At 65.4% G+C, this 15,863-nt stretch carries 17 protein-coding genes; 11 read left to right on the forward strand and 6 right to left on the reverse strand.

All coding sequences use genetic code 11. The annotated features are described in order from the left end of the window. Position 1: 1 nt before the first annotated feature. Genes E3O25_RS13065 through E3O25_RS13075 form a run of 3 tightly spaced genes read left to right on the forward strand, consistent with a single transcriptional unit; the run spans position 2 to position 3,000 of the window. The gene (locus E3O25_RS13065) at positions 2 to 826 is read left to right on the forward strand and encodes a CDP-alcohol phosphatidyltransferase family protein (protein WP_092108428.1); all 825 of its coding nucleotides are present in this window, start codon (positions 2 to 4) and stop codon (positions 824 to 826) included. Continuing rightward, on the forward strand, positions 813 to 1,706 hold the full coding sequence (locus E3O25_RS13070; RefSeq protein WP_092108430.1) for a glycosyltransferase family 2 protein: 894 nt from the start codon (positions 813 to 815) through the stop codon (positions 1,704 to 1,706). The genes E3O25_RS13065 and E3O25_RS13070 overlap by 14 nt, the downstream gene beginning before the upstream one ends. A gap of 19 nt (positions 1,707 to 1,725) precedes the next feature. Continuing rightward, on the forward strand, positions 1,726 to 3,000 hold the full coding sequence (locus E3O25_RS13075) for a CDP-glycerol glycerophosphotransferase family protein (protein WP_092108432.1): 1,275 nt from the start codon (positions 1,726 to 1,728) through the stop codon (positions 2,998 to 3,000). 9 nt (positions 3,001 to 3,009) lie between these two features. On the opposite strand, the gene E3O25_RS13080 is transcribed toward E3O25_RS13075, so the two are convergent. Further along, complete coding sequence (locus E3O25_RS13080) at positions 3,010 to 3,855, reverse strand: hypothetical protein (RefSeq protein WP_241983899.1); 846 nt, start codon at positions 3,853 to 3,855, stop codon at positions 3,010 to 3,012. Positions 3,856 to 3,947: 92 nt separating this feature from the next. On the opposite strand from E3O25_RS13080, the gene E3O25_RS13085 reads away from it, so the two are divergent. Further along, positions 3,948 to 4,286, forward strand: a complete 339-nt coding sequence (locus tag E3O25_RS13085; protein ID WP_092108434.1) for a helix-turn-helix transcriptional regulator — start codon at positions 3,948 to 3,950, stop codon at positions 4,284 to 4,286. Here E3O25_RS13085 and E3O25_RS13090 read toward each other — a convergent pair. The 3 genes from E3O25_RS13090 to E3O25_RS13100 all read right to left on the reverse strand — a co-directional run bounded on the left by E3O25_RS13090 (position 4,265) and on the right by E3O25_RS13100 (position 6,700). Beyond that, complete coding sequence (locus E3O25_RS13090) at positions 4,265 to 5,035, reverse strand: ABC transporter ATP-binding protein (RefSeq protein WP_092108436.1); 771 nt, start codon at positions 5,033 to 5,035, stop codon at positions 4,265 to 4,267. The two genes, E3O25_RS13085 and E3O25_RS13090, sit on opposite strands and share 22 nt — an antisense overlap. Continuing rightward, entirely contained in the window at positions 5,035 to 5,835 is an 801-nt protein-coding gene (locus tag E3O25_RS13095; protein WP_241983900.1) for an ABC transporter permease, read from the reverse strand. Before E3O25_RS13095 ends, E3O25_RS13090 begins: the two co-directional genes overlap by 1 nt. A gap of 142 nt (positions 5,836 to 5,977) precedes the next feature. Beyond that, positions 5,978 to 6,700, reverse strand: coding sequence for a phosphocholine cytidylyltransferase family protein (locus E3O25_RS13100; protein ID WP_255576205.1), 723 nt, complete (start codon positions 6,698 to 6,700; stop codon positions 5,978 to 5,980). 1,085 nt (positions 6,701 to 7,785) lie between these two features. On the opposite strand from E3O25_RS13100, the gene E3O25_RS13110 reads away from it, so the two are divergent. The 3 genes from E3O25_RS13110 to E3O25_RS13120 are packed head-to-tail and all read left to right on the forward strand — an operon-like array spanning position 7,786 to position 10,407. Continuing rightward, on the forward strand, positions 7,786 to 8,541 hold the full coding sequence (locus E3O25_RS13110) for an ABC transporter ATP-binding protein (protein ID WP_241988601.1): 756 nt from the start codon (positions 7,786 to 7,788) through the stop codon (positions 8,539 to 8,541). Beyond that, entirely contained in the window at positions 8,517 to 10,091 is a 1,575-nt protein-coding gene (locus E3O25_RS13115) for a hypothetical protein (protein ID WP_092108446.1), read from the forward strand. The genes E3O25_RS13110 and E3O25_RS13115 overlap by 25 nt, the downstream gene beginning before the upstream one ends. A gap of 31 nt (positions 10,092 to 10,122) precedes the next feature. Beyond that, positions 10,123 to 10,407 (forward strand): DUF3039 domain-containing protein, encoded by a 285-nt coding sequence (locus E3O25_RS13120; protein WP_092108448.1) that lies wholly within the window; start codon positions 10,123 to 10,125, stop codon positions 10,405 to 10,407. Between the two features lie 4 nt (positions 10,408 to 10,411). On the opposite strand, the gene E3O25_RS13125 is transcribed toward E3O25_RS13120, so the two are convergent. Next, a complete protein-coding gene (locus E3O25_RS13125; RefSeq protein ID WP_370448764.1) occupies positions 10,412 to 11,773 on the reverse strand; it encodes a nicotinate phosphoribosyltransferase in 1,362 nt (453 codons plus the stop codon). A gap of 41 nt (positions 11,774 to 11,814) precedes the next feature. Between E3O25_RS13125 and murI the strand changes: the two genes are divergently transcribed. From murI to E3O25_RS13145, 4 genes are all read left to right on the forward strand, one after another. Then, entirely contained in the window at positions 11,815 to 12,672 is an 858-nt protein-coding gene (murI, locus tag E3O25_RS13130) for a glutamate racemase (RefSeq protein WP_092108660.1), read from the forward strand. Between the two features lie 9 nt (positions 12,673 to 12,681). After that, on the forward strand, positions 12,682 to 13,428 hold the full coding sequence (gene rph / locus E3O25_RS13135) for a ribonuclease PH (RefSeq protein ID WP_092108450.1): 747 nt from the start codon (positions 12,682 to 12,684) through the stop codon (positions 13,426 to 13,428). Further along, the gene (rdgB, locus tag E3O25_RS13140) at positions 13,425 to 14,021 is read left to right on the forward strand and encodes an RdgB/HAM1 family non-canonical purine NTP pyrophosphatase (RefSeq protein ID WP_092108452.1); all 597 of its coding nucleotides are present in this window, start codon (positions 13,425 to 13,427) and stop codon (positions 14,019 to 14,021) included. Before rph ends, rdgB begins: the two co-directional genes overlap by 4 nt. A gap of 81 nt (positions 14,022 to 14,102) precedes the next feature. After that, entirely contained in the window at positions 14,103 to 15,011 is a 909-nt protein-coding gene (locus E3O25_RS13145; RefSeq protein WP_092108454.1) for a cation diffusion facilitator family transporter, read from the forward strand. 21 nt (positions 15,012 to 15,032) lie between these two features. Here the strand turns inward: E3O25_RS13145 and E3O25_RS13150 are convergent, their stop codons facing one another. Next, positions 15,033 to 15,767 (reverse strand): VTT domain-containing protein, encoded by a 735-nt coding sequence (locus tag E3O25_RS13150; protein WP_174721745.1) that lies wholly within the window; start codon positions 15,765 to 15,767, stop codon positions 15,033 to 15,035. Positions 15,768 to 15,863 lie beyond the last annotated feature (96 nt).

A 15,863-nucleotide genomic window follows, 5' to 3' on the forward strand; every position in this document is an offset into this window, starting at 1 on the left:
GATGACCAGTTCGCCCCAGATCTCGCCCAACCGGCAAGACCGACCGGAGTCGATCGCTCAGCTGCGTGCCGTCGCGCAGCCTCCCGAGGTGCGCCTGCGCGCCAACGCGGAGCACTGGACGGCGAGCCTGTACCTGCGCGACCTGTCGCCCTACCTCACCTGGATGCTGCTGAAGACGCGGATCTCGGCCAACGGCGTGACCGCGCTCATGATCCTGGCCGGCTGGTCGACCGCCGGTGCATTGCTGATCCCCGGAATTTGGGGCGCCCTGCTCGCCCTCGCGCTCAGCCAGGTTCAGATGCTCATCGACTGCAGCGACGGCGAAGTCGCGCGGTGGCGCGGCACATCATCGCCCGCCGGGGTATTCCTCGACAAGGTCGGTCACTATTCAACCGAGTCGCTCATCCCGATCGCGCTCGGAATTCGCGCGGCCGCCTACCCGTTCGAGTCGCCGAACGATTTTCTGTGGACCAGCCTGGCGCTGCTGCTCGCGCTCATCATCGTGCTGAACAAAGCCCTCAACGATATGGTGCACGTCGCCCGGGCCAACGCCGGCTTGACGAAACTCGCCGACACCCACGGCGAGAAGACACCCACCTCAAGCGTGATCGCCCGGGTGCGCCGACTCGCCCGTTTTATGCCCTTCCACCGGCTGTACCACTCGGTCGAACTGACCATGGTCATCTTCGCCGCGGCCGTCCTCGGGCTGTTCCTCGGGCAGCCGCTGGTTGACCGGGCCGTACTCATCGTTCTGGTGCCGCTCGCATTCTTGTCGCTCATCGGTCATTTCGTGGCCATTATGGCGTCCAAGCGTGTCCGTTCCTGAAGCTGACGCCGACCTGCCCACCGTCGGCGTCGTGGTGCTCACCCAGGGCACCCGGCCGGCGGATCTTGATCGGGGCATCCGCTCGGTGCTGGCTCAGCAGGATGTGACCCTCGACGTGGTCTGTGTCGGCAACGGCTGGCAGCCGGCCGACCTGCCCGTCGGCGTGCAGGCGCTCTCTCTGCCGACCAACCTCGGCATACCTGCCGGCCGCAACCGCGGGGTGTCCAGGGTCACCGGAGACTACCTGTTCTTTCTCGACGATGACGCGAGCATTCCTGACCCGCATTTTCTTCGGGACGCGATTGCGCAGCTGCGCGCCGACCCGACCATCGGGCTGCTGCAGCCGCGGGTCGAAGACCCGACCGGGGTTCTGTCGCCGCGGCGCTGGATTCCCCGCATTCGCAAGGGTGAGGCCACCACGCCCGGACCGGTGTTCTCGGTCTGGGAGGGCGCGGTGCTGCTGCCGCGCGTCGTTTTCGACGCCACCGGCGGCTGGGCTGAACCGTTCTTCTACGCCCACGAAGGCATCGAACTGGCCTGGCGGGTCTGGGATCAGGGTCGGGTCGCCTGGTATGCCGGCGACCTCGTCGCCCATCATCCGGTCATTCTGCCCACCCGGCACGCCGACTACTACCGGCTGAACGCCCGCAACCGGGTCTGGCTGGCCCGCCGCAATTTACCGGCCCTGTTTGTGCCGCTCTACGTGGGTTCCTGGACGGCGATCCAGGTGCTGCGCTGGGCGCCCGCCAACCGGCCCGCCCTGCGCGCCTGGTTCGGCGGCTGGCGCGAAGGGTGGCGCAGCGACCCGGGGCCGCGGCATCCGCTGCGAGCGCGCACGGTCTGGCGCATGACCCGCGCGGGGCGACCGCCGATCATCTAACGAAAGGTAGTCTGGTTCGGTGGTAATTCGGAAAGACGTCAGGCGTGCAGTCAAACTGGTCAAGGATGTTGTGGCCTCCCGCAAGGCCCAGCACAAGCTCCGCGGCCCGCTGAAATCAAGAGAGCTCCGCGCCGACAACCACTTCAAGATCGCCGTGTACTTTGCCGACGGACCGGTCAACATGTACCAGATGCGGCAGTGGTATCAGCCGCTCGCCACACTCGCTAAGACCTGGCCGGTACTCGTGCTCAGCCGCACCGGCGGCGGCACCCTCAAACTCATGGACGAGTCGCCGATCCCGGTTGCCTACGCGCGCACGGTACCGCAGCTCGAACAGATCGTCGCCGAGCAGGACATCCGCATCGTGTTCTATGTCAATCAGAACCCGCGCAACTTTCAGATGATGCGGTACGGGCGCTGCTGGCACGTTTTCATCAACCACGGTGAGAGCGACAAGATGTACATGATCACCAACCAGTTCAAGGCCTACGACTATTCGCTCGTTGCCGGCGACGCCGCACTGGCCCGACTCGACCGGGTGCTTTGGGACTACGACTTCGACAAGCGCGCCCTCAAGATCGGGCGCCCCCAGGCCGACTACTTCAGCGGGGAACTGCCCTATCGGCCCGATGAACGCCAGGTCGTGCTCTACGCGCCCACCTGGGAGGGGGACCGGGCCGCCGCCGCCTACGGCTCCGTGGCGACCCACGGGGTCGCGCTCGTCACCGCTCTGCTGGCCACCGGCCGGCACCGGGTCATCTACCGGCCACACCCGCGCAGCGGCGTCGTCGACCACCGCTACGGTGCCTCCAACAAGGTCATCATCGCTGCCATCGCTGCGGCGAACGCCCGCGATGTGACCGCGCAGCACGTTTACGACTTTGGCCCCGACCTCGGCTGGCAACTCGCCGCAGCGGATGTCGCCATCGTCGACATCTCCGCCATGGTCTACGACCGCCTCGCCACCGGAAAACCGCTCATCATCACCCGACCGGTGAACCCGACGGCCGTGATCGATACCAGCGGCTACCTCTCCGACTGCGAGTGGCTGCCGGCCGAGCAGGCCGCCGATATCGTGACGCAGGTTGAACGGCTCACCCACGATGACGCTGCGGTGGAACGCCTGCAGGGCTGGGTACAGCGCTATTTCGGCGACACCACCCCCGGCGTCGCGACGGAACGACTGCACGCGGCAGTGCAGCACCTGATGGACGAGTGGGACAGGTTCGCGGCCATGCACGACGCAGACATCGCGATCATTCCCGATCCCGCGTTGATTCCCGACCAGGAATAGTCCGAAGCGCTACGACCCGGCAGGCTCCGTCGGCTCTGAAACGGATGCCGGCGGCTCGGCCGCTCCGGCCCGTACCGACCGGCCTCCGCGCTTTTCCCGCACCGAGATCTCCCGCACGCGCAGGTCCAGATCCGGCTGGAATCCGGCTGGTGCCGGACCGAAGGCGAGCCGTGACGCGTGCATGACCTTCTTACCCAGAATATGGTTTCCGGCACCGCCGATCACCGCTCCGATGCCGAACGGCAAGGCCTTGCCGAGCAGGCTGGCGCTGCCCCGGGTGGCGAACTGCCGCAGGAAAGCACTCTTCAGCCGGTCGGTGAGCGGGCCGAGAATAGCCCGGGGCAGACTGTTGGTGATGAGTTCACCCCAGTACGTGGTTCGTGCCGTTCCCGAGCCGGTCACCTGCCCGGCGAGCTGGCGGACCAGGTCGCTGCCCTCCCGACCCAGCATCATGGTCATGACGAGGGCACGGGCGCGGTCGGGGTCGTCAACGGCGATGCCGTGCACCTCACTCACCGACTGGGTGAACAGGGCCGTCGCTTCGAGAAAACCGGCGGTCTCCACACCGGAGAGTGCGAGGGTGATTCCAGTCCCGACGCCGGGAATGACCGCGGTGGCGCCGACGGCGGCACCGCCGGTCGTGACCGCTGCGACGTAGCGCTTTTCCAGGATGCGCACGATCTGCTCGGGGGAAGCATGGGGATTGCGACGTCGGATGCTGCGAATGTGCGCGAGCACAACGGGCCGGTGAATGGCCAGGATCCGATCGAAACCCTTGACGAATCCGGTTGGTAGTGCGCCGCCCTGCGGAGTGCCGCCGGTTGACGACAGCATCGGTGTACTCTTCCTGGCCATTAGTCGCCTTCCTCGCGCCCGTCTACAAATACTATCTTTCACGAAATGTCCACCCGCTAGTCAAGACGCCCCTGTGCCGCTACAACTGAGGAATGCTTTCGCCTAAGTCAGAAGCGTCCCGACTGCTCGGACTCCGCCTGCGCGAGCGCCGCCTGGCGCTCGCGCTCAACCAGCAGGACGTCGCCCTGCTCGCCGGACTCAACGTGTCCAATTACGCCCGAATCGACCGCGGGCGCGGCAATCCCACGATGTACACGCTCATCCGAGTTGCGGCCGTGCTGCAACTCGAAATCAGCGAGCTCGTTGCCGGTCTGGCCGTCGAGCAGCTGCCGCCGACCCACGACGGCTACCTCGCGATCGAATTTCGTCGGTCACAGGACAGTCAGGTCCGTCGACGACTCGATGAGGGTCAGGCCGGTTTGATGCCGTAGTCGGCGTTATACCGGGCGAGCACGTCGGTGATCGGCGCGTCGAGCACCAGATCACCCTTGTCGAGATAGAGACCCCTGGTGCAGAAGCGCCGCAGGTCGCGCTCGTTGTGCGAGACGATGAACAGCGTGCGACCGCCGGCCAAAAGTTCCTCGATGCGACGGTAACATTTCTCCCGAAAGGCCTTGTCGCCGACGGCTAGAACCTCATCGACCAGCAGGATCGGTTCCTCCAGCCGGGAAATCACCGCGAAAGCGATCCGCACTTTCATTCCGCTGGACAGATGCTTGTACGGCGTATCGATGAAATCGGCGATCTCGGCGAATTCGATGATTTCGTCAAAGCGTTCGGTGATCTGCCTGCGGGTCATCCCGTGCAGGCCCGCCGTCAGGTAGACGTTGTCGCGCACGCTCAGGTCGTCGACGAAACCGCCTGTGATCTCGATCAGCGGTGCCACACCCTCGGTGACGCGCACGGAACCTTCATCGGGCAGCACGACCCCGGTGACGAGCTTGAGCAGGGTGGACTTACCCTGCCCGTTGCGCCCGACGACGCCGATGGCCTCGCCCGGTTGCACGGTGAAGCTCACATGCTGCAGGGCCCAGAACTCGCCCGGCCGGCTGCGCCTCCTGCTCGCACCGAACAGATCCTTGAAATTGCGACGTCCTCGCCGATTCCGGCGAAAGCGGATGCCGACATCCTGCAGCGAGATAACCGGCGTTACTGTCGGCGGCGCTTTCACCTGCGTCATCAGATCTCCTTCAACACGGCGCGTTCGGTGCGGCGGAAGACGAGCAGTCCGAGCCCGAGGAAGACGAGGGACATGATCACGCTGATCCCGACGGCAAACCAGTCGAGCTGTTCGGGAAAGAAGGCTGCCCGATACAGACTGAAAATACCGCTGAGCGGGTTGAACGCCGCCCAGAAGTGCAGCTCGGGCGGTAGGTCGCTGGTGCCATAGATGATGGGGGAGGCATAGAACAGAAAACGCAGGATGAGCTTGACGGCCCGTTCCAGGTCGCGGAAGAACACCACGAGCGGGGCGACGAGAAGCCCGACACCCGCGGTCAATATCGCCTGGATCACGATGGCGAGGGGGAAGAACACGGCGTCGACGTTGAGTTCGGCACCGTACAGGAGCGCGAACAGCACCAGCACCGGGATGGACGCCAGAAACTCGATGCCCTTGGACAGCACCAGACGGTTCACCCAGATGGTGCGGGGTATCCGCGTCGAGCGGATGAGCTTCGCCTCGCGCAGAAAGGCTCGGGTACAGTCGGAGACCGCACCGTTGAACCACATCCAGGGCAGCAGGGCCGCCAGCAGGAACACGATGTACGGGTCGCTGCCGGCGCTGCGGTCAAAGACCTGGGTGAAGACGAACCAGTAGATGCCGGCCATCACGAGCGGGTCGAGGATGGACCAGAAGTAGCCGAGCACCGAGGTGGAATAGCGCACCCGCAGGTCGCGCTGCGTCAGCAACCACAGCGAATGCCGATACCGGGCGATCGGCGTGCGCTGTTCGGGGCGCACCTGGGCGTAACTACTCACGCGGTCTATCGTATGGGAGCGCGGGGAGCGTTCCGCGCCAGCCTGGCCGGTGACGAAACCCCGACGCCGTGGCTTAGGTCTTTCCGGCGGCACAGGGGTTTCCGGCGGAACAGGGGTTTCGGATGGTGCCGGACCGGGTCGGTCAGACGAACAGGTTGGCGCGCTCGAGGTCCTCGGCGAAGTCCACCTCGACGGCGTAGAAGTCGGAGATGTTGACCGGCTCCACCAGCATGCGGTTCTGTTCGATCGCGAGCTCGATGCCACGCTCAAAGTAGTCCTGGTCGGCCACCTTGTTCAGCTGACGGATGAGGGTAGCCTTGTCAGCGCTCGATACGTAGTTGATGCCGACGGCTTCGCCGAGGCCGCCCTTGACGGTCTTCGAGAGCTCCTTGATGTAACCTTCGGCACTCGTCGTGTACTTGACCTCTTCATCGGACACCTTGTCGGTGTTCACGGTGACGAAGGATTGATCGCGAGCCATCATGGCCGCAGCGCGGTCGAGGATGGCCGGGTCGAAGACCACGTCGCCGTTCATCCAGAGCACGCCACCGGGTTTGGAGGCCTGCAGGGCACGCAGCAGGCTCTTCGAGGTATTGGTCTGGTCGTATTCTTCGTTGTAAACGAAGGATGCCTGCGGGAACGCTTCGATGATGTGCTCAAGCTTGTATCCGACGACGATCGTGACCTTGGCGGCTTTGCCGAAGGCGTGTGCGATGTTGTCGAACTGCTGCTGCATGATCGTGCGGCCGTCATTCAGCTCGGTGAGCGGCTTCGGCAGTGAGCGCCCGAGACGGCTGCCCATACCGGCCGCCAGAATGACCACCTGCGTTTTAGTTGCTCGCGCTTTGACTGCGTGCGTCGTCACGATTATCTCCTCAAGAATGGTTAGGGCTAGGCCGCAAAACCCCATCAGTACTGAAGAGTTTGCCCAGGATTCACCCACATGTTCACGTAAAGACACACCGTTATGTCATCCTCACCATAACCCGTCGGGCTGTTCCGAGGGAAGAAACGGCTCAGCACGTGTCCATTTCGTGACCCGGCGTGGAGCGCACTCACAGGTTGAAACGGGTGCTTCTGGCCCGTCCGCACGCCCCGGTCGGCGGTCCTTGGTAGGTTAGCGGAGTGACTTTTGTGCCGCCCCACTCCGAATCCGGCGATGACTCCGTCACGGGCCGTGCTGCCGATTCGCAAGCTCAGCCCATTGGCGCGCCAGGGGTCGCTACGCCACCCGTCGCCAAGCCGGCCGTTCGTAAGCCGGCCGTTCGTCGGCCGGCGGTTGGTAAACCGACCGGTGCTAGACCGACCGTACGTGCAACGACGGCGGCCAAGTCAACAGTCGCTAAGCCTGCTGTTGCCAAGCCTGATGTTGCCAAGCCTGCCGTTGCCAAGCCTGCCGCAGCCAGGACGACGGTGACCAAGCCGACCGTAGCCGCGCCGACCGTAGCCGCGCCGACCGTAGCCGCGCCGACCGTAGCCGAGCCAACGGCGGCTCAGCCCACGGTGATCGGAGCAACCGCTGGGCAGCCGCCCGCCGAAGCCGGAGTTGCCGAGCCGGCGGTGCGGAAGCCGGCGGTGCGGAAGCCGGCGGTGCGGAAGCCGGCCGTGCAGACGCCGGCCGTGCAGACGCCAGCGGTGCGGAAGCCTGCGGTGCGGAAGCCGGTTGGGTCCGAATCGACATCGGCGACAAGCGCGGGGGTACCGACGTCGTTTGGTGTTGTTCGGGCCACGGCGCAGGTGCTCGCCGAGAACGCAACCGACGAGACGACACGTCCGTACGTGACCCGCGACGCCCTGGTGACGACCCCGCCGCCCGCGACGGTCGCGGTCGTGCGGCAATCGGTCGATACGTCGGCAGCGACACCGACGATCGGCACCACGTCAACAGCGAAGCCGGTGCCCCAGCCGACACCGGCTGTCGCAACACCCGTAGCGGCAGCCCCGGCACCGATTGTCATCGAAGCTCGCGGTCTGGTCAAACGCTTCGGCCACACCGTTGCGGTGTCGGATCTGGACCTGACCGTTCGGGCCGGATCGTTCTACGGCATCGTCGGACCCAACGGTGCCGGAAAAACCACGACCCTGTCGATGATCACCGGGCTGCTGCGTCCGACCGCCGGAACCGCCCTCGTGCACGGCATCGACGTCTGGGCCAGGCCCAACGAGGCGAAGCGGGTGATCGGCGTACTTCCCGACCGGCTTCGGCTCTTCGATCGTCTGACCGGCGCCCAGCTCCTCTATTACGCCGGCACCCTGCGTGGTCTCGACAATGATACGGTGCGCAGCCGGTCGGCTGACCTTGCCGCGGCGTTCGGCCTCGAAGATGCCCTCAATCGTCTCGTCGCCGACTACTCGGCCGGCATGACCAAGAAGATCGCCCTGGCCTGCGCGATGATTCATTCCCCGCGCGTGCTGGTGCTCGATGAGCCGTTCGAGTCGGTCGACCCGGTGTCGGCGGTCAATGTCACGGAGATTTTGCAGAAATATGTGGCTGCCGGAGGAACAGTCGTGCTGTCCAGCCACGGCATGGACCTGATCCAACGGGTGTGCGATCACGTCGCCATCATCGTGCAGGGCCGCGTGCTCGCCGCCGGCACCGTCGACGATGTTCGCGGCCAGAAGACACTGGAGGATCGATTCGTCGAGCTTGCCGGTGGGCGCAAGGTCGCGGAGGGCATGGAATGGTTGCACAATTTTTCGGACTGAAACTCCGGCTCCTCGCCAATCTTTTTCGTCGTAGTCCCTGGCAGGTCGTCGGCCTCGTGCTCGGTCTGCTGTACGGCCTCAGCGTTGCCGTTTCCCTGCTCATCGCCCTGATCAGCCTGCGCTTCGTCGGAGACCCGGTCATCATCCGCGATGCGCTCACGGTGGCCGGATCCATCGTGATCCTCGGTTTTCTGGTCATCCCGATCGTGGTCGGTATCGACGACAGCATGGACCCCCGCAAGTTCGCCTTTCTGGGAATCCCGAACCGGTCCCTCTCGCTCGGCCTGGCCGGTTCGGCGTTGATCGGAGTTCCGACCCTCACGCTTTCGATCGTGCTGCTCGGCACCGTTGTCACGTGGTCGCGCGGCGTCGGGCAGACCCTGCTCGCCCTGATCTCGGCCGCCCTGATCCTCGTTACCTGCATCCTGCTGTCCCGGGTGAGCGCATCCGTTGCCGCATTTCTGCTGTCGACCAGGCGATCACGCGAATTCACCGGGCTGATCGGTGTCGTACTCCTCGTGTTGGTCTCCCCGATCGTCGTGGTGCTGCTCAGCACGGACTGGGGCCGTCACGGCCGCACCCTGCTCGGCACCCTGGCGGCGGTTCTGGGCTGGACGCCGCTCGGCGCAGCCTGGGCCGTTCCGGGAGACGCCTCCACTGGCGCCTGGGGCGCGGCGATTCTGAAGCTGCTCATTGCCGTGGGATCGGCCTACGCCCTCTGGCTGATCTGGCAATTCGTCGTGGCCCGCATGCTCGTGTCGCCCGGGCGCGAAGCGGCGGCGAAGCAGTATTCCGGGCTGGGCTGGTTCGACCGGCTGCCGCACAGTTCCGTCGGCGCGATCGCAGCCCGCACCTTCACCTACTGGGCGCGGGACTCGCGCTACTGGGTGTCGCTGATCATGATTCCGATCGTGCCGATCATCGCGATCCTGCCGTTGAGCTTCGTCGGCGTGCCGTTGCACGACCTCGCCCTGGTGCCAGTCCCGCTCATGTGCATCTTCCTCGGCTGGACCATGCACAACGACGTCGCCTATGACAGCACCGCGATCTGGCTGCACGTGGCGTCGGGCACCAGGGGGGCGGCTGACCGGATCGGACGCCTCATTCCCGCTCTTTCCGTCGGCATCCCTCTGATTGGAATCGGCTCCGCCATCAGCATTTCGGTCTATGGGGACTGGTCGGTGCTTCCGTCGATGCTGGGCGTGAGTACCTGCATCCTCCTGGCTGGTCTGGGCTTCTCCAGCTACACCTCGACCCGTTTTCCCTATCCGGTGACCAAACCCGGTGACAGCCCGTTCGCCCAGCCTCAGGCCTCGGACACCGCCTCGGCTCTCGTGCAGTCGCTCACCTTCATCGGATCGATCGTGGTGGCGCTGCCGGCGCTCGTCTTCGCCTACCTCGGACTCGTCGAGGACCCGGTCTGGCATCTGCGCGCGCTCGGTGCCGGCCTGGGCCTGGGCCTGGTAGCCGTCGTCGTGGGCGTCTGGGTCGGCTCGCGTGCCTTCGACCGGCGCGGACCGGAAATGATCGCTTCCGCTCAGCGCGCCTGACTCAAACGGGCCGAGTGCCTAGACTGGTGCCATGAGTGAATTTCGTGCGAGCATTGCAGAACCCGGCCAGCCCGGCGGCGGAACGTCCACGCTCGACCGTGAACTCGAAGAACTGCTGAACCAGGAGCAGATCGAGCCCGGCGACCACGAACGGTTTTCGCACTACGTGCCCAAAGACAAGATTCTCGAATCGGCCATCTCGGGCAAGCCGGTCAAGGCGCTGTGCGGCAAGAAATGGCTGCCGGGCCGCGATCCCGAGAAGTTTCCGGTGTGCCCGACCTGCAAGGCCATTTACGAGAAGATGAAAGCCAAGTAGTCCATCACCGGTAGGTCGTGGGGATGACGGCCTCGCCGCGCCCCAACCGGAACGCCTCGATCGGCAGTTCCTGCATAACGGATGCGTTGTGCGCGCGGGCGCGCAGCGTTCCGGCCGGTCCCAGATAGCGTTCATCGACGGCGCCGTCGACGATCAGTGGAACCAGCAGGGCGCGTTCCAGTCCGCTGCGGGAATCGAATTGGGCGTCGGGACCGTCCCCGAGCACCACGATCTCTTCCTGGGCGGTACCGACGGCGTCCACTCGGCGCAGCGCGCTTTTACGGCCGCCGATGGACAGCTTCGCGGTCGACGTCTTGGCGACGGAGATCCAGTCTTCGCCGTGACCCTTGTGGGCGACGAGCTTGTAGACCAGTCCGGCAGCGGGCTCGCCCGACCCGGTGACCACCGAGGTGCCGACGCCGAAGGCATCCACCGGGCTGGCCGACAGAGCCGCGATGGCGAACTCGTCGAGGTCGCTCGTAACGGTGATCTTGGTGTTGACCGCGCCGAGGGCGTCGAGCTGTGCCCGGGCCGCAGCGACGACGGTGGGCAGATCACCCGAGTCGATGCGTATTGAGCCGAGTTCCGGCCCCGCGATCTTCACCGCCAGGGCGATTCCGGCCGGCACGTCGTAGGTGTCCACGAGGAGAGTCGTGGCGGAACCGAAGGCATCCACTTGCGCCTGGAACGCGTCTTCTTCGGTGTCGTGCAGCAGAATGAACGAGTGGGCGGCTGTTCCCATGGTGGGCAGGCCCCACTGGCGGCCGGCCTCGAGGTTGCTCGTCGACGCGAAACCGGCAATGTACGCGGCACGAGCGGCGGCGACGGCTGAATGCTCGTTGGTTCGGCGTGAACCCATTTCGGCGATCGGACGACCGAGGCTCACCGACACCATGCGGGCGGCGGCGCTGGCGACCGAGATGTCGTAGTTGAGCACGCTGAGTATGAGGGTCTCCAGAATGACGCCCTCGGCGAAGGTGCTCTCCACCAGCAGCAACGGTGAGCCGGGAAAGTACGCTTCGCCCTCCTGGTAACCCCAGACGTCGCCGCTGAAGGCATAGTCGGCCAGGTAGTCGAGGGTTGGGGTGCGCACGACGTTGTTCTCGGCGAGCCAGGTCAGTTCTTCGGTCTCGAAGCGAAATTGGCGGATCAGCTCGAGCAGACGACCGGTGCCGGCGACGATGCCGTAACGACGGCCGGTGGGCAGGCGTCGGGCGAAGGCCTCGAACATGCACTCCCGATCGGCGGTACCGCTCTGGATGGCGGCGTCCACCATCGTGAGCTCGTAGCGGTCGGTGCGCAGGGCGGGCGGCCGGGCGGCCGTTCCGCGGGGCGCCGGAACGGAGAAAGCGGGGGACGGGGTCACCCGGCACAGCTTATCCGCTTGGCGGGCTAGGCTTGATCTCCGTGACGGATGCACCGATTGGTATTTTCGATTCCGGAGTCGGCGGCCTGACCGTCGCCCGGGCGATCAAGGACCAGCTGCCCAACGAATCCATTCTCTATATCGGTGACACGGCCCACTCGCCGTACGGACCGAAGAAGATCGCCGACGTGCGTGGATTCGCCTTGGATGTGCTCGATGATCTCGTGGCGCAAGACGTGAAGATGCTCGTCATCGCGTGCAACACAGCGTCGGCGGCCATGCTGCGGGATGCCAGGGAACGCTACAGCGTGCCCGTGATCGAAGTGATCCAGCCGGCCGTGCGACGTGCCGTTTCAACGACCCGTAACCAGCGCGTGGGCGTCATCGGCACCCTCGGCACCGTCAACTCTCGTGCCTACAACGATGCCTTCGCCGCAGCGCCCCAGATTGCCCTAATCAGCCAGGCCTGCCCACGATTCGTCGAGTTCGTCGAAGCCGGCGTCACGACCGGCGCCGAGGTGCTGGCCGTCGCCGAAGAATACCTGGCACCGCTGCGTGCAGCCGAGGTCGATACCCTCGTGCTCGGATGCACCCACTATCCGTTTCTGCGCGGCGCCATCTCTTATGTCATGGGAGAAGGCGTCACCCTGGTCTCAAGCGACACCGAAACCGCCAACGACGTCTACCGAGTGCTGGTCGGCCAGGGCCTGGAGCGCGCACGCACGAGCCCGCCCAGCTACCGTTACGAGGCCACCGGCGACAGTGCCGAATATTTTCTCGCCCTCGCCCACCGCCTCATGGGACCGGAGGTCAGCCGGGTCGACCTGATCGAGACCGGCACCCTCAACCTCAGCGCGCTGGCAACGCCCACCTTTTCCCCGCTGCACCCGAACCACTAGGAGTACACCGTGACTGAGATCCTGCGCGCCGATGGCCGCACCAACGACGCACTGCGCCCGATCACCATCGAGCGCGGCTGGAGCGACCAGGCTGAAGGTTCGGCGCTGATCTCCTACGGCCGCACCAAGGTGCTGTGCACGGCGTCATTCACCAACGGCGTTCCGCGCTGGATGAGCGGTAAGGGCAAGGGCTGGGTCACCGCCGAATACTCGATGTTGCCGCGTTCGACCAACAGCCGTATGGACCGCGAATCGGTCAAGGGCAAGATCGGTGGCCGCACCCACGAGATCAGCCGGCTGATCGGTCGCAGCCTGCGCGCGGTCGTCGACATGAAGGCGCTGGGCGAGAACACGCTCGTTCTGGACTGTGACGTGCTGCAGGCCGATGGCGGCACCCGCACTGCGGCCATCACCGGCGCGTATGTCGCCCTCGCCGACGCCCTCGAATGGGGACGCACGAAGAAATTCATCGCCCAGAAGGCGCAGCCGCTTCTCGACAGCGTCTCGGCTGTCTCCGTCGGAATCATCGCCGGGGTTCCGATGCTCGATCTCGCCTATACCGAAGACGTGCGTGCCGACACCGACATGAACGTCGTCGTGACCGGACGCGGCAAGTTCGTGGAGGTGCAGGGCACCGCCGAAGCTGCACCGTTCGACCGCAGCGAACTCGACACGCTGCTCGACCTCGCCCTCAAGGGCGCCGTCACCCTGACGGAGTTTCAGACCGGTGCGCTGACCATGGCTCGGGAGCGTTGAGCGTGCAGATCGTTCTCGCCACGCACAACGCCCATAAGGTCGAAGAGTTGCGGCGCATCCTGGCTCCTCAGCTGCCGGGCGTGGAGGTGCTCGCCTATGACGGCCCCGAACCCATCGAAGACGGCACCACCTTCGCCGAGAACGCCCTGATCAAGGCGCGCGCAGCCGCCGCCCAAACCGGGCTACCGGCGATCGCCGACGACTCGGGCATCTGCGTCGATATTCTCGGCGGGGCTCCCGGCATCTTTTCGGCGCGCTGGTCCGGGCCGGCCAAAGACGCCGGCGAGAACCTGCGCCTGCTGCTCTGGCAGCTCAGCGACGTTCCCGAGCAACACCGCGACGCCCACTTCACCTGTGTGGCGGCACTCGCCCTGCCCGATGGCACCGAGCGGTCCGTGACCGGTGAGTGGCCGGGGCAGCTTCTGTTCGAACCGGCCGGTGCCAACGGCTTCGGCTACGACCCGATCTTTCTGCCCGAGGGCTACGCGATCTCGGCCGCAGAGCTCTCGGCGCACGTCAAGAACCAGGTCAGCCATCGGGCGATCGCCTTCGAGGGCCTCGTTCCGATGCTGCGCGAGGTGCTCGGCTCGTAGCCGTCGAGCGCTGAGAACGGCACTCATTCCCAACTAGACGCGCGGCTGGCGAGCGACCCGGCGCAGCCCTAACCTTGAGCCATGGGCCATGATCACGCGCACGGCACCGGATCGAACCGGCGGCGATTGTCGATCGCAATCGGCATCGTGGCAGCGGTGCTGCTGCTCGAGGTGATCGGAGCCTGGCTCACCGGTTCGCTTGCCCTGCTCGCCGATGCCGGCCACATGCTGTCCGATCTGTTGGGGTTGATCGTGGCGTTGACCGCGACGATGGTGGCGGCGCGGCCGGCCACCGACCGGGCCACCTTCGGCTTTCAACGCGCCGAGGTTTTCGGTGCCCTCATCAACGGGCTGATCCTCATCGTCGTCGCCGGTGTCGTCTCCGTCGCAGCGATCACTCGGCTGATCAGTGCGAGTGACGCCGAGGTACTCGGCACCCCGATGCTCGTCGTCGCCGTCATCGGGCTCGCCGCCAATCTCGCCGCGATGGTGCTGCTCCGTCCCGCCGCCGCCAAGTCGATCAACATGCGCGGCGCGTACCTCGAGGTGCTCGGCGACGCGTTGGGATCGGTCGCCGTCATCGTCGCCGCCATCATCATTCTCACCACCGGCTTCGCCCAAGCGGATGCCGTCGCCTCGCTCGTCATCGCCGGGATGATCGTGCCGCGCGCCTACCTTCTGCTGCGCGACGTCGTTCGGGTGTTCAGTCAGTCCACCCCGGCCGACACCGACGTGACGGAGATTCGGCGTCACCTGCTCGGTACCGCCGGCGTCGTCGCCGTGCACGACGTGCACGTCTGGGCCATGACGAGCGGGGCCCACGTGTTCACCGCGCACATCGTCGTCGAGCCGACCGTACTCGCGGCCGGCACCGACGCCCTGCTCGACGAGCTGTGCGGGTGCCTCGCCGTGCACTTCGACGTCGCCCACTCCACCTTTCAGCTGGAACCGGCCGAGCACGCCGAGCACGAAGACCACCAGCACCGCTGACTGATTCAGAGGCTGACCCGATCAGGCCTCGTGACGCCCGTCATGGTTGGTGTTGAACGTCTCCGGGTCGAGCAGGTGGCTGCCCGTAGCGGCGGTGAGCTGTCCGCGGAGCCGACGCGCCTTCACGACCGACAGCACGTAGTGGTACACCGTGGGAATGAGGGTTATGACGACCGCACCGAGCAGAATCAGGTCAATGTACGTCGTGACAAAATCGGCCACGGGCGGAATATAGCCGAGAAAGTATCCGGCAAAGGTCAGTCCGGCGCCCCAGAGCAGCGCCCCGATCAGGTTGTACAGGGTGTACTTGCGGTAATCCATATGGCCGACGCCGGCCGCCACCGGTGCGAAGGTACGCACGATCGGCACGAACCGGGCGACGATCACGGCAACGCCGCCGAAGCGCACAAAGAACGCATTGGTCCGGTCGACGTTTTTGATGCTGAACAAGCCGGATTCTTTACGCTCGAAAACGCGCGGACCGAATTTATGCCCGATCAGGTAGCCGACTTCACCGCCCAGAAACGCGGCAAATCCGATGGCCAGGGCAACCCACCAGATATCGATCTGGATGACACCGGCGGCGGGAAAAGCCAGCAGGCCCGTGATGACGAGCAGAGTGTCTCCGGGCAGCAGAAAACCCACGAGCAGCCCGGTCTCCGCGAAGACGATCGCGCAGACGACAAGAAGGGCCCACGGACCGGCCGATTCAATGATCTGGGTCGGGTCGAGCCAGGGGATCAAAGCGGTGTGAATCACGGAGTCAGCTCCTGTTGGCGTGCGGGCAGACGATCGGGTTACGACGGCGGGTGGCGAGACACAGGGTATCGCCTAATCGTGAGAAAGTGCCCG

The sequence above is a fragment of the Cryobacterium sp. TMT1-3 genome (assembly GCF_004402315.1).
Lineage (GTDB): Bacteria > Actinomycetota > Actinomycetes > Actinomycetales > Microbacteriaceae > Cryobacterium > Cryobacterium luteum.